Genomic DNA, 13,464 nt, shown 5'->3' with positions numbered 1-13,464 from the left:
TTGGGTGAGATGTGTGTAGTTCATTATGCAATTTCGACTGGCCGGTCAAAAAGGCACAAATGCTATCGCATCTTGCCCTCATTAACCGGTACCGTTCATAAATTGCACTTCATCCTAGAATTCGCCTAATGAAACAAAAGGCTGAAAATAAAAAAAGTCAACAGAATCGAGTGGAGGGATGAAAACGATCAGACTAAACTGATACAGTAATCACGAATCGCCTGCAATACCGTTTCTTCTTCACCGACTGCTGTCGCCAACTTAATGTCTAGTGCTGGGTAGCTAGTTCGCAATTCATCCAGTAACAGCGGCAAATCACGTAGTACATGACCGCCCTGTCCTAAAAAAATCGGAGACACCGTCACTGTCAGGCAACCTTGCTCTACCAATCCAGCAACCAAATCAGGCAATGAAGGCGTCATAAACTCCAGAAAAGCCAACTCTACTGCGCAATCAGGCAGGCTCAGTTGCGTCATTTTTTGCAAACGCTGAAAAGGTGCCGCCCAGCGGGGGTCGCGAGCACCATGGGCAAACAAGATCAAAGCAGATTCTTTACTCATTAATTTCTTTCTACGTAACGCAGGCCTAACATTGCAAGCCCCAAAAATATGAAACTCGGCACCAGCGCAGTGAAAACCGGCGGCCAGGTGTTGAGCATCCCCAAATGTGAAAACAGGGAATTAATCAGGTAAAACACCATCCCTATCATAATGCCACTAAAAATTTTTAAGCTTGTGCCGCCGCTACGAACATGTAGATATGCAAACGGCAAAGCAAGCGCCATCATTACCAGTGTCGCAAATGGATACGTGATTTTTTTCCAAAACGCGATCAGATACCGTTCACTATCTTGTTTATTTTCAGCCAGATGCCGAGTAAACGAGGCCAGATCAATTGCCGACATCCTGTCAGGATCCGCAAATAACACCGACAAGATGTCTGGTGTGACTTCAGACACAACATCCAGTGCACTCGATTGTTGACTCTTGACGTTTGTAATATCTTCGGAGGACAACGTCATCGGGAACGACGTCTGCGTCACGTCAAATAGACGCCAGATGTTTTTACCCTGATACGATGCATTTTTTGCGGCGACCTCGCGGGTCAAATGAAAATTTTTATCGAACTCATACAATTTGACTTGATTAAGCTGATGATTTGGCAGGATTTCCCTGACATTGAGGAAGCGCGAACCGATAATCTCACCTTGCAAACCATTTTCGCGAATCAAATCTTTGGTCCACAATCCCGTTCTAAACTCCTGAGCTTCGGTAGCACCCAACGCCGTGAGCTTCATAGATTCCGCCAGTTTGCTCGTATTTGGCGCGATCAACTCGCCAAATACGAAGGTCAATACGACAAATATCAGGCCAATTTTAATCAAGATATTGGCCGCCATCAGCGTTGACATACTTGCGGCACGCATAATCGTAAACTCTGAATTTGAAGCAAACTGGGAAAGTACATAGATCGTCCCAATCAACACCGCGATGGGCATAAACTCATACACATAACCCGGTAAGCCCAAGAAGACATACCAAATAGCATGCTGAATTTTGTAGCCTCCTTTATTCACTGATGGCAACTCACCCATCAAATCAAAAAAGGAAAACAATGCCAACAACGCCAACATCACAAAAAAGACTGCACGAATAATTTCGGTGCCAAAATACCTCTGCAAAATTTTCATGCTAATTTTTCTTTTCTACGTAAGCAAGCTTTACATCTAGACCACAATACCAACGGATGCCAGCGGCTATTGACCTTTAAGCGCCACGCAAACAATGCAATCACCGCTAACAACACCATCAAGTGAACCGGCCACCACGTGGTAGAAAACTCACTTCGCCCCTGTGAGACGGTTGCCTGAGAAATATTGACGACATTAAGATAAATAATGACTGATAACAGAGCAACGATGAGATTTGCCGATCGGCCCACACGCGGATTCACGAAACCGAGCGGAATAGCAGCTACCATCAGTAATGCACACATCAGTGGTAACGAAATTCGCCACAACAATTCTGCTTTTTTTACTGGATCCATGTTTTGTAACAAAAGTTTCAAAGGCATCGATTTCGCCGAATTATCTCCAACCACCGCCCCATTCTGACTAGAAACTAACACCCCATACTTATCAAACTGCATCATCTGAAAATCCGGTGCCGTCGGCAAACCGTCATAGCGACTGCCTTTGCTCATGACTAGAAATTTGTCACCAAACTTATCAATCTCAATGACGCCCTCCTTCGCAACAACAATGCTCGAACGCCCGTCATGAATCGTATTGATGAAAATATTTTGCACCTTACTTAAATCGCCCATCACCTCCTCAACGAAAAAAATTCTATTCGATGATGAAGACTCCTGAAATTTACCTGGTGACACCTTAGCAATATCAGACCGTTTATCGTAACGCTCCCTGAATTCTGAGCTTTGTTGACTTGCCCATGGCGTCACAATAAAACTAAGCAAGGCCGTTAAGATAATCAAAGGCGCACCAAACCTCAGCACTGGCTGCACCCATTCCGTCAGACTCAGACCAGAAGAAAACCACACCACCATTTCTGAATCCTGATAAGAACGCGTTACAACCAGCAGCACGGCGATAAAACCTGTCAAAATTAAGAGAACTGGCAAATACATCAGCGAAGTAAAGCCAATCAGAGCCACCACATCGCTGGACGCAACTTTGCCGCCAGCGGCCTGGCCGAGAATTTTAATTAGCATCACTGTAATGGTGATGGTAAACAAGGTTGTGAAGACTGCGCCTGCGGCACTGAGCAATTCACGACGAAGCGCACGTTGAAAAATCATGAGAAGGATTATAATGTCTCTTTTACGAGACTTACCAAGAGGAGTAATACGTGGACTTTAGCATAAAAACAATCGACGCAAAAAGTGCCTCAACTGCCCACAAGGCCATTAAAACAGGCTGTATTGTAGTTGGTGTATTCGAAAATAAAAAACTTTCTGCCGCAGCTGCTGGTTTAGACCAGCACGGCGCCATCACTGCCGCAGTGAAATCAGGTGATATTTCTGGCAAAATCGGCTCTTCCTTATTGCTGCGCAACATCGCTGATATCGCTGCTGAACGGGTATTATTAGTCGGCTTAGGAGAAGAAAGCAGCACAATAACAGAAAAAGCTTACCAGCAAGCAGTAAATGCTGCTGCGCGCAATCTGCTCAACCTCGGCTCAAACGATGCCGTATTAGCCTTACCGAACATCAAAGACCGCGATATTTCCTCGTCAGTCCGTACCGCAGTTCTTGCATTCCGCGAAAGTATTTTTCGCGCTGACGGCTTAAAGAGCAAAAAAGAAACAACAACTTCTGGCGTTAAAAAAGTGGCAATTACCGTTGCCAGTACTGAGGTCACATTGGCTAAATCTGCACTAGCGCAAAGCGTCGCTTTGGCCAATGGCGTGGATTTAACCAAACAATTAGGCAATTTACCACCTAACATTTGCACACCGACGTATTTAGCCAATACTGCGAAGAAAATCGCGACTGATTACAAGATGGGTATAGAGATCCTGGATCGCAAACAACTTCAGGCGCTCAAAATGGACAGCTTCTTGTCAGTGACAAATGGCACGATAGAACCTCCTAAATTTATCGTCCTCAAACACATGGGCGGCAAAGTGAAAGACGCACCTGTCGTGTTGGTCGGTAAAGGTATTACATTTGACTCCGGCGGGATCTCCCTGAAGCCAGGCGCTGGCATGGATGAAATGAAATACGACATGGGCGGTGCAGCCTCCGTCATCGGTACGATGCGTGCGATTGGCGAAATGAAGCTCAAGCTCAACGTCATCGCGGTTGTTCCTAGTTGTGAAAACATGCCATCAGGCACAGCAACGCGTCCAGGTGACATCGTCACTTCCATGTCAGGCCAAACCATCGAAATCCTGAACACGGATGCCGAAGGCCGTCTGATCCTGTGTGACGCACTGACCTACGCAGAACGTTTCAACCCAGCTGCCGTCGTCGACGTCGCCACACTGACAGGCGCCTGTGTGACTTCCTTAGGTCACCACAACAGCGGCCTGTTCACTCGCCACGACGACAAACATGACGCATTGGCAGCAGAGTTATTAGCAGCAGGCAAACAAACCGGTGACACCGCATGGCGCATGCCAATTGAGGAAGCTTACAACGAGCAACTCAAATCCAATTTTGCCGACATGGCAAACATCGGCGGCCCAGCAGGCGGCAGTATCACTGCAGCCTGCTTCCTCGAACGCTTCACCAAGAAATACACCTGGGCACATCTGGACATCGCTGGCACCGCATGGAAATCCGGTGCCGCCAAAGGCTCTACTGGCCGTCCAGTACCTTTGCTGACAACGTTCCTGATTAATCGTGCTGGTTAATTAAAAAGCAATAAATAAGTGCCGAAAAAAAGCCGTACCGACAAAATAGGTACGGCTTTTCTTCAACAATTGAACTGCAAATTTGCGGGAACCGCACGCCTGTTCGACTCAATTCTACTTTTTTCTCTTAATCTTCATCCCAGGTTCTCAACAAATCAGGTGGGATGAAATTAGCGACCTCTGAAAAACGTTTTCCCCATACTCGCTCGGCTTGCTTTAATAGAATAGCTACAGGGCTACTTGGTTCATTTTGCTCTACCCACACGCGGGTTTCAATGAGCAATTGTCGAATTCGCTCGCGCTGCTGATCTGTGTTCATCGTGGGCTCCTGACTAATGCGCGTCATCGGATATGCGGACTCTACCAGCGTATTGGCGACAGTAACCCGAATCTGGGGATGAATTTGCGTTACGACAGCCTCACTGTGGTGATTTTTTTCAGGCTCATCGGCATCGATAGCACTTGCCCCCTGAAAAAACACAGTCAGCGTCGACAATAAATTCTGAATCGCTTGCAAATCTGGTGCGTCTTCTTTTAAATTTTTCTTAGCCCAATCAATAATATGCTGCGTATAAGCACCAGCAGACAAGAGTGAGTTGAGACTGAGGCCTTTTCGACTATATAAATCGGCCAATTGCCGTTTAACAGTTTCAGGCTCCATGGCGCTTGGCAAGCGCGGCACGGCAAGAGCCCGCTCGACATCGCGCACGGAAAGCCTTGCGGCAGTATTGTTGGAAACGATAATGTTGCGAATATCGCTCAACAGCCCGTCTGGATCACATAAAGCCGCCAAAGCGTTAGCACGAACGGCTGGATCGATGCAATCATCAATGAGTAATTGTGGATGAACTTCCCTCTCAAACTTCGATACAACCCCATACAAGGCAGCCAACCCTTGTGCAAGGCCCTCTGCGCCGGCGCCCCGTGTGCGACAGCGGACGTACCAGATTAAAACCGTGATGTCTTTAGAGCGCAACAACAAACGACAACAATCACGTTCTATCTCCCCCCAATCTGGCTCGTCTTTCTTATTCGTAAAGCTACCGTATTGGACCTCAATACGTGGTTCTAACCGAGCGCGCAAAACGGCAAATTCATTGTCATACTCTAAATTAACACCGCATGTTGCCTCCGCTGAAATAGGTTCCAAAAATTGTGGAGGAATCGCTTCTGTCAAAGTGAATCCACCCACCAATTTATTATAAATTTTTTGCAATGTCTTCATGCCTAGTTCCAGTTCATGCTTGTCGCATAGTCGTTCTACTTTTTTTATCTTTCATCACAGCGATATAATTTTCCGGTTCAAATATCATTCCTGTGATTGTGCGCGTACCTAGATCGCTATTTGCCCCCATCCAGGTTGACCAACCTAATTGCGCGTCATTACCCAATTGCGCTGGCGGAGCGGCTTCAGCATGCACCAACAACTCGACTTCCCAAATATATTCAAATCCGATAAAGGCGCGGACCAAATCGACCAATGCCTCCATATCACTTCCGCGTTGATGACATTGGGGCGTTAAGCGAAGGTAGGAGCTCAGGCTTAGGGGGCCAATGATTAATCGAAAGCGCGTTTGCCTGTCTGGGACAACTTCTCCCAACATCGCTCCCCGTCCTAACATGGCGGACATACCGGCCTTAGCCAATGTGCATTGATCTTGCTCTTCAATTGGCATCCAGGCCAAACAATATTCTCGCAAGGCAACATTGACACCAAAATACCGTTGTAATGTGCTGACCAGCCCATCAGGATTACGCGCCGAGCGGACACGATGTGCCACTGATGCCCAGCGCGCATGAGGGCTCAACGCACTCTCTTGCACCTCATCCGGTTCATCGCCACCAATGCGCGCAATATAACGAGAAAATGTTTCAGTATCAGTACGATCCAAACCAGCGGCACTCTGTGCTTGCGCCCATGCACGGTACATATGCGTCAACCAGCGATGATGAAACATATCCAAAAAATTAGCCAAGGTATTGTCCATCTTGGCTTCACTGCGTTCACGCACTAATTCTGTGAAGTGGAGCGGCAAGACACCATTGGAGCCGAGCGTTCCAAGGCTAAATAACTTAATTAACCATTGTTCGTTGCGCTGCGATACTGATGCAATTTCGCGCGACACGAACGATAAATTCGCTTGCTGTCCTAAGCGAAAACTTTCTTGCGATGGTCGCTGCGCATAGCCAATAACAGGCTGATCTTGTCGACGCGCGCTCAGGTAACGAAGTAATGGACCAAAACCATGTTTCCATGGCTGTGTCTGGGAATCCTGAAGGCGCTTGGTCGGATCAACACTGATGTATTGCGAATAAGATTTTTTTTGATCCATCAGACTACCCCGCGCGTACCCATGCGCACTGGCCACTCGGCAATCATGCCACGCTGCATCGACTCCAACTTGGTTTGCGTAAATACGTTAATAGCCACATGCCTCGCCAAATAATGCTCTAACACGACACCCAAAAGATATGGGCTAGAACCACTAAAGCCCTCTTCGTCGACCGTGAGCGTACACTGTACTCCGCGCCCATAAACCAAAGGCCCAGCTCCGGGTAAACGCTGAGTGACAGGTTTGATATGACTCCCAATCAAGGCACTGACCTGACGCGCAGCAACCGCATCTTGGGTATTCACAAACAAACGCAACATATCGCGCAATGCCTGCGCACCCTCCCTGGCATCCATATCCATCAGCGGCAGATAATTAAATCCAAGTTGGCGTACCAGGCGCCACGCCATTTCACCTTGCGCAAATGCTGGCATCGGTGCACTGGGTGGCCGAATTAACCCAACACTTTCCACGGGTATAGAATTTGCCACAAACAGATCCGACACGCCATTACGTGGCACGAGGCGGGGTAAATCACGATTAGTAACCAAGGCCTCCACTGACAAATAGCGTAGCGTCTCGCTATATGGCGCTTCGTGTTGATCAACCAGACTGACAAAAATCTCTGTGCCCGTGTAGGCGGTACGGGTGCCGTATTTACGCGACGAATCCGATTCGCGTCTTGGTTCTCGTCGTAATGAAAAATATCGCCCGTGGTTACCCTCATCTTGATTCAGCGTTTGAAACATAGGCCTGAACGTCACGCCGGCATCTCCTTTAGATCGCTGCCCCACCATTTCCGATACACTGAATACTTCATAATCTCTAGGGCAAGAGCGGTCAGGCAACAAATGAAACTCATTTTGGCTCGTATTGACCTCGAGCCTATCAGTTCGTCGCGGGAACAAATTCACTACTGGCGTACAAAATAAAGCAAACTGATCTTTATCCACCAAGCCACGCAAGGCCTGCGTATCACGTGTTAGCAAGATCACAATCTCTGCTTCTTTGCCTTGAATTGTTGATAGCCCTGGTGCTAAATTTTGTAGCAAAAAAAAGTAAAATCGACTTGGACAAGCAAAATACTCGTGCAACAAATTATGACCATGCCAGGTATTCCACGCTAACGGCAATACACTTTGTTCTGGTTGCAACCCTTCTGGCACTAACGCATCCTGGACTACGATATGAGGATTGTTCGCTAATTGCCCAGGCACGCCAGTCACTGTTGCTACTGCACCAGCATGTAATAGTTCAAATAGATGGGAAGCAATCTGATCGTCACCCTTCAGATAAATAGGCAACCTATCCAGACCCTTAATATCAGAAAATTTTGCCTCTCGCGTGATGCGCAAGCGCAGACGCAAACTACCCGTTACAGCCACATGCGACGGCAAGTAACGATCCACAGCCGGAATATCTGGCGGTACGCCTGCCAATTGGGCGCTCACAATTTCTATAGGCCACAACGTCACATCTTGACTGGAGCGAAATTCACACGCGGTCTTTTCACCCTCCGGTACGTTAGAAAAAAACGCTGTACCACGTGGCACTTCAAAGCCATTGGTCAAGTCCCCAGACAACATATCTGGATGCAACTTCGCCACCGCCATCGAAGGTGTCGGACTCACGTAGTTGGGATAGACTACCTCTAACAAGCGCTGCGTAAATCGCGGAAACTCAGCATCCAACTTAATTCGCATTCGTGCTGACATAAAACAAAACGACTCGATCAAGCGCTCTACATAAGGGTCTGCTATTTCAACGCCATGCATACCCAAGCGACGGGCAATTTTTGGATGCAGATCAGCAAACTCCGCCGCACTCTCGCGCATATAGGTGAGTTCCTGATTAAAATAGTCTAACAGTTGTGGTTCCATGAAACGCTTTCTGCTAATGGTATTGAAGGAGATTAAATGACATGCCACTACCTAATTGACCAAAAAAATTGCCAAACGCCGCAATGACCATCATCTTAGTTCTCGCATAAAAGAATCTACTCAGCGTGTTAAATCCTCGCCCTTATCAATGTACGGAGAAAAACTGAAGCCGAGTATCTGTAAAAAAATTACCTCAACAGATCTATCCCGAAGAATTTGTCGATTGACTTGCAATCAACTTAGGATGTGTACGACATTTACAAATACACAAATCATCGCTCAGAGCAAACAGTTTTCCGCTCGCATCTTTAACCGCGATGCGATCTCCATCTAGCTGGATAACGCCTGTCGAATGACAAGCAAGACAATTAATTGTGTCACCCTCCCGTGCAAGGGCAACGCCCTCCATTGTGGCAGTTGGTGAACCACTGGTAATGATACCGTTGGCGGTAGTTTTATCGCCGACGCGAATTTTGTAGCGTTTGGACATAGATTTTATTGAACCCGCTTTATAGTGCCGTCTTCTTGAATTTGAAAGAATTTGTCTTTTCCGAATCGACTATCAACAATCCTTATTTGATGATTTTGATCGATAGAAAATTGGCCCTTCACCGTCAACGTTTGGATGATTTTGTTATTTAAAATGGTCACGAATGTTGGTGCTAAGAGGTCTTCTCTATAGTTCGCTCCCCGATGCTGTTCATTGTTCACTTCTCTATCATCGACCAACGCAATCAATACATTTTTAAACGGAGTCAAAAAAAGCACAACAGGACGCAATCCATGCTTTACAGGATTATCGTAATCCAGAGGACGGAAGTATTCCGTCCCAAGGTTGGTAATATAGTTATAGGAGCCAAGTAAGACACCTAAAGGATCGGTGTCTGTTTTCCCTAAGCTATATGTATGGTAGAAAGCAGTGCAGTTGTTGGATGGAATTTGTGTACCTTTTCCATAACTATTTTTTTGAGGTATGGTGTAGCACCAGTCATCATACTTTTTATAATCAAACGGTAATAGGGTGATTTTTCGTCCGTAGGTATTGATAGCGGCATTGTTCATCGCTGGTTTTTTATAACTAAAAAAGGCGTTGCCATAATCAATGATGATCTGTGTTGGAAAAACCAGTATTGGAGAAGATAAAAACTCGTTACATTGGTTTTTAAATTTTATGCTGACGCTATATCCCCAAGGTAATTTTCTTAGATCCATTTTCTCATTGAAATTTTTCGCAAAAAACGCAGCGATATTCTCGTCGGTCGCTCCGCCTTTCATCATTAATTGAAACGGATCAAAGGCTGGATAGATTTCTTTTTGAATTGGCATTTGGCATCCATGACTATCGATGATCTTATTGCCACTTATGACAAATCGTGGTTCTTGAACCACATTGATTTTCATATTTGGTCCGTCATAATCAACCACTTTCTGAAATACCCAGTCACCGGAAATATCTTGATTCTGGTCTGCGCTCGTAAAGCTCTGTGCGTGCGCTACATTTGTATTAAAAATGAAGGCAATCAATAGCAATAGTAGTTTCATTATTTACTTTTAAAATTCCAAAAAAGGCGCGACATGACCTCTATTTCAAGGCAATGCCACGCATGAGTGTGTTGGGAATATTCATGACTAATTCGCCTTCGACGAAACAGGTCATCACGCCAAAATGTCGGATACTATGAATAGCTTTTATTGAATCCGTTTGAATGTGCCGTCCTCTTGGATTTTGTAAATTCGGTCTTTCGTACGATGATTGAACCAATCACTATCAATAACGGTAATTTGATGATTTCGATCGATAGAAAATTGGCCATCCATCGCCAACGTTTGGATGATTTTGTTATTTAAAATGGTCACGAATGTTGGTGCTAAGAGGTCTTCTCTATAGTTCGCTCCCCGATGCTGTTCGTTGTGCGTTTCTTTATCATGGATCAATGCAACTAATACATTTTTAAACGGAGTAAAAAAAAGCACAATGGGATGTAATCCATGCTTTACGGGGTTATCGTAGTCGAGAGGATGGGCGTATTCCATTCCAAGATTGAAAATGTAGTTATAGGAGCCAAGCAAAGAGCCTAACGGGTCGGTATCTGATTTTCCTAAGTTAAATGGATGATAAAACACAGTACAGTTACTGGATGGCGTTTGTATATACTCCCCATAACGATTTCTCTTATTTGAGCCAAAGCACCAATCATTATATTTTTTAAACTCAAACGGTAATAGGGTGATTTTTCGTCCGTAAGTATTGATGGCGGCATTGTTCATCGCTGGTTTTTTATAACTAAAAAAGGCGTTGCCATAATCAATGATGATCTGTGTTGGAAAAACCAGTATTGGTGAAGATAAAAACTCATTACATTGGTTTTTAAATTTCAAACTGACGCTATATCCCCAAGGTAACTTTCTTAAATCCATTTTCTCATTGAAATTTTTCGCAAAAAACGCAGCGATATTTTCGTCGGTCGCTCCGCCTTTCATCATTAATTGAAACGGATCAAAAGCTGTATAGATTTCTTTTTGAATCGGCATTTGGCATCCATGACTATCGATGATCTTATTGCCACTTATGACAAATCGTGGTTCTTGAACCTCATTGATTTTCATATTTGGTTCGTCATAATCAACGACTTTCTGAAATACCCAGTCACCGGAAATATCTTGATTTTGGTCTGCGCTCGTAAAGCTCTGCGCGTACACTAAAGTTGTCTTAAAAATCAAAGCAATCAATATCAATAGTAGTTTCATTAGTTACTCTCAATCAGTGTGTCAAAATGTATTTGTTGTGCAAAAACATTTCCATTTCATGTTTGCGTCTTTTTACTAGTCCGGGTAGCCCACCATTAGTAATGTCGGCAAATTCGTTGCAACAACCCTGGTAATCGCGCGAGTTCAGTTTTGCCAATTGGACTGGATATAATTTATTTGTATTAAATGCCAAGCAAACTAAGGCATCAAATTCGTGTTGATATAACGGAACAGCAACTAAATTTTTAACCATCTTTATTGCCGTCACTAAATCTTTGTTGAAATCAATATCTGCCGACTCTTCAGTATAAAATTCGATCGCTTTGCGATATTTATCGGAGCCATTTTTTGCTAAAACACGACAGCTGTTTTTTCCGTCAATTAGATGTCCCCAGCCGATGGTGCAGTAGCCAGAACTATCCTCGTAGGGCTCCGTCCTGAGTTTTTCCCAGCTCTTAATGAATTGGATGCCCTTATCAGACAACGACATTGTGTGTACATTTTTGCGATCGTTCGTCGTACTCGATGAGTTTGTTTTTATCGCAGGAATAGTCGGAGCGATTGGCGGAGGAATTCGCCCGCCACAGACCACGGCAGCACCTTTTCCTTCACGTCTCGCCATTTCAAGTATGCTGCCGTTTTCCGCTGTTTCTCGCGTTACGCTAAAGCGATGAATCGGTTCCTTTTTCCATCTCGCTATATCAAAATGCACCCACGATTTAGCGCCCTCAAAAGTGCTCTCTAAATATATTTTGTCACCCGATTCATCTCTCTTCCCAGGCTTAAGAGCACCCATGTATTTCATAAAAATTTGTTCCCGGATTTTATTCAGACCGGCGTCATCCCTCACTTCCTTTCCACTCTTGTCATTGAAGTGAATATCTAATGCACTTCCCATGTGATTGGTTGTTTTGGATTTCGCGTTATTTTTATTCCACCACGTGCATCGATAGCCGGATGAGATGTATTTCAACGTGTAGCCAAGGTCCTTTTCTTTGGTGTGCAAATAAAAGAGCATCGCTCTTAATATCCAATACACACTACGATGGATTCCTGGATATTCCCCAGGACTAACCTCACAACCTTGCTTATCTTTTTCAAAGCTTGAATTACCAAAACCGTCGCAATGCGTGCCATTGCAATGACATTTCATGCTATCGAGGTTGATAGGGTACTTTGCCTTGAACTCATCCAATGCAAATAAAACGCTTCCACAAACTTTTCCTGTCTCGGCAACACCCATGTAATCACGCTGAAATTGTTTAACTGCCAGCTCTAATGCATCAGTAAAGGTGGTTGTCGGTTTAGAGCCACCAAACCCGGCCAACCGAATACTCAGCTCTTCAATCAATGGACCTTTATCTCCGAATTTGATACAGTGACTTTCATCGCACTGTCCGCTCCACTCCGATTTTGGCGTACCATTTTTACCTCTCTTATCGCTCATGATGAGCTGCACTGGGACGGCGTCTGATGGGGTAGTTGGCGAGACAGGCGCATCAATATTGGTATCTGTTCCTGAATGTCCAGATGTTTTTTGAGAGGGGGTAGCGTGTTCTTGGCTAGTTTTTTTGGATGGTGCCACCGACACAGGTGCGGATGTATGATCAGCGTTTTTTTCTGATGTACGTTCATTTTGCAGGGGAAGCTTCAGAATCTGTCCTGCAGCAATGTAGTTTTCATTTCTAATGTTGTTGAGGCGAACCAGTGCTTGGGTAGTGGTTCTATTTTCCTTGGCGATCGACGCTAACGTATTACCAGCTTTCACTTGGTAAGTTTTACGCTGATAGTTACCAGGCGTACCTTTGTCTTTCTGTAAGAGTATTTCTCTCTTTACTTTGGGACTGTAAAGCTTAACGATCTGCTCTTCAGAAAAAGCTTTGATGATCTTGACAAGCTTCATCTCATCATTCAAAAACCGTTTCACATAGATGCCGATATCGTCACCCAGTTTGGCATGAACGTGCCCAATTTTTCCTTGTGCATCTGTCACACCTTCATGTATCAATTCGTTGCCAATTTTGACGGCAACCTTCAGACCAGAAATGCCAGCGTTTAATGCATCCAACAAAATAATATGTACCTTACTTTGATCATTTTCTTTATTCATGTATGTGTTCTCCAACG

The 13,464-nt window shown here is 45.0% G+C and carries 11 protein-coding genes; 1 reads left to right on the top strand and 10 read right to left on the bottom strand.

Annotation, left to right across the window (positions count from 1 at the left end; genetic code table 11):
* Positions 1–188 precede the first annotated feature (188 nt).
* Genes ACO0KV_RS18015 through lptF form a run of 3 tightly spaced genes read right to left on the bottom strand, consistent with a single transcriptional unit; the run spans position 189 to position 2,817 of the window.
* Complete coding sequence (locus ACO0KV_RS18015) at positions 189–560, bottom strand: sirohydrochlorin chelatase (protein ID WP_423044490.1); 372 nt, start codon at positions 558–560, stop codon at positions 189–191.
* A complete protein-coding gene (gene lptG / locus ACO0KV_RS18010; protein ID WP_423044488.1) occupies positions 560–1,690 on the bottom strand; it encodes an LPS export ABC transporter permease LptG in 1,131 nt (376 codons plus the stop codon). Before lptG ends, ACO0KV_RS18015 begins: the two co-directional genes overlap by 1 nt.
* Entirely contained in the window at positions 1,687–2,817 is a 1,131-nt protein-coding gene (gene lptF, locus ACO0KV_RS18005; protein ID WP_423044486.1) for an LPS export ABC transporter permease LptF, read from the bottom strand. Before lptF ends, lptG begins: the two co-directional genes overlap by 4 nt.
* A gap of 50 nt (positions 2,818–2,867) precedes the next feature.
* On the opposite strand from lptF, the gene ACO0KV_RS18000 reads away from it, so the two are divergent.
* Positions 2,868–4,376: a leucyl aminopeptidase gene (locus ACO0KV_RS18000; RefSeq protein WP_423044484.1), complete on the top strand. Its 1,509-nt coding sequence runs from the start codon at positions 2,868–2,870 to the stop codon at positions 4,374–4,376.
* Between the two features lie 127 nt (positions 4,377–4,503).
* On the opposite strand, the gene ACO0KV_RS17995 is transcribed toward ACO0KV_RS18000, so the two are convergent.
* The 7 genes from ACO0KV_RS17995 to ACO0KV_RS17965 form a co-directional block, all read right to left on the bottom strand.
* On the bottom strand, positions 4,504–5,601 hold the full coding sequence (locus ACO0KV_RS17995) for an ImpA family type VI secretion system protein (RefSeq protein ID WP_423044482.1): 1,098 nt from the start codon (positions 5,599–5,601) through the stop codon (positions 4,504–4,506).
* Positions 5,602–5,614: 13 nt separating this feature from the next.
* Positions 5,615–6,709 (bottom strand): type VI secretion system baseplate subunit TssG, encoded by a 1,095-nt coding sequence (gene tssG / locus ACO0KV_RS17990; protein ID WP_423044480.1) that lies wholly within the window; start codon positions 6,707–6,709, stop codon positions 5,615–5,617.
* Positions 6,709–8,589: a type VI secretion system baseplate subunit TssF gene (gene tssF / locus ACO0KV_RS17985; RefSeq protein ID WP_423044478.1), complete on the bottom strand. Its 1,881-nt coding sequence runs from the start codon at positions 8,587–8,589 to the stop codon at positions 6,709–6,711. Before tssF ends, tssG begins: the two co-directional genes overlap by 1 nt.
* A gap of 202 nt (positions 8,590–8,791) precedes the next feature.
* Positions 8,792–9,079, bottom strand: a complete 288-nt coding sequence (locus tag ACO0KV_RS17980) for a PAAR domain-containing protein (protein ID WP_423044477.1) — start codon at positions 9,077–9,079, stop codon at positions 8,792–8,794.
* Positions 9,080–9,084: 5 nt separating this feature from the next.
* Complete coding sequence (locus tag ACO0KV_RS17975) at positions 9,085–10,131, bottom strand: hypothetical protein (protein ID WP_423044475.1); 1,047 nt, start codon at positions 10,129–10,131, stop codon at positions 9,085–9,087.
* A 147-nt stretch (positions 10,132–10,278) separates the two neighbouring features.
* Positions 10,279–11,337, bottom strand: a complete 1,059-nt coding sequence (locus ACO0KV_RS17970) for a hypothetical protein (protein ID WP_423044474.1) — start codon at positions 11,335–11,337, stop codon at positions 10,279–10,281.
* A gap of 13 nt (positions 11,338–11,350) precedes the next feature.
* Positions 11,351–13,447 (bottom strand): glycoside hydrolase family protein, encoded by a 2,097-nt coding sequence (locus ACO0KV_RS17965; protein WP_423044473.1) that lies wholly within the window; start codon positions 13,445–13,447, stop codon positions 11,351–11,353.
* Between the last annotated feature and the right edge of the window lie 17 nt (positions 13,448–13,464).

Source organism: Undibacterium sp. RuRC25W (genome assembly GCF_049339825.1).
Taxonomy (GTDB): Bacteria; Pseudomonadota; Gammaproteobacteria; order Burkholderiales; family Burkholderiaceae_D; genus Undibacterium.
This window is presented reverse-complemented; position numbering and strand designations above follow the sequence as displayed.

Bases quoted from the DNA above. Each gene is read 5' to 3' on its own strand.
- ACO0KV_RS17980 (WP_423044477.1), bottom strand. From the start codon at position 9,079: ATGTCCAAACGCTACAAAATTCGCGTCGGCGATAAAACTACCGCCAAC.
- tssG (WP_423044480.1), bottom strand. From the start codon at position 6,709: ATGGATCAAAAAAAATCTTATTCGCAATACATCAGTGTTGATCCGACC.
- lptG (WP_423044488.1), bottom strand. From the start codon at position 1,690: ATGAAAATTTTGCAGAGGTATTTTGGCACCGAAATTATTCGTGCAGTC.
- ACO0KV_RS17975 (WP_423044475.1), bottom strand. From the start codon at position 10,131: ATGAAACTACTATTGCTATTGATTGCCTTCATTTTTAATACAAATGTA.
- ACO0KV_RS17965 (WP_423044473.1), bottom strand. From the start codon at position 13,447: ATGAATAAAGAAAATGATCAAAGTAAGGTACATATTATTTTGTTGGAT.
- ACO0KV_RS17970 (WP_423044474.1), bottom strand. From the start codon at position 11,337: ATGAAACTACTATTGATATTGATTGCTTTGATTTTTAAGACAACTTTA.
- ACO0KV_RS17995 (WP_423044482.1), bottom strand. From the start codon at position 5,601: ATGAAGACATTGCAAAAAATTTATAATAAATTGGTGGGTGGATTCACT.
- lptF (WP_423044486.1), bottom strand. From the start codon at position 2,817: ATGATTTTTCAACGTGCGCTTCGTCGTGAATTGCTCAGTGCCGCAGGC.
- tssF (WP_423044478.1), bottom strand. From the start codon at position 8,589: ATGGAACCACAACTGTTAGACTATTTTAATCAGGAACTCACCTATATG.
- ACO0KV_RS18015 (WP_423044490.1), bottom strand. From the start codon at position 560: ATGAGTAAAGAATCTGCTTTGATCTTGTTTGCCCATGGTGCTCGCGAC.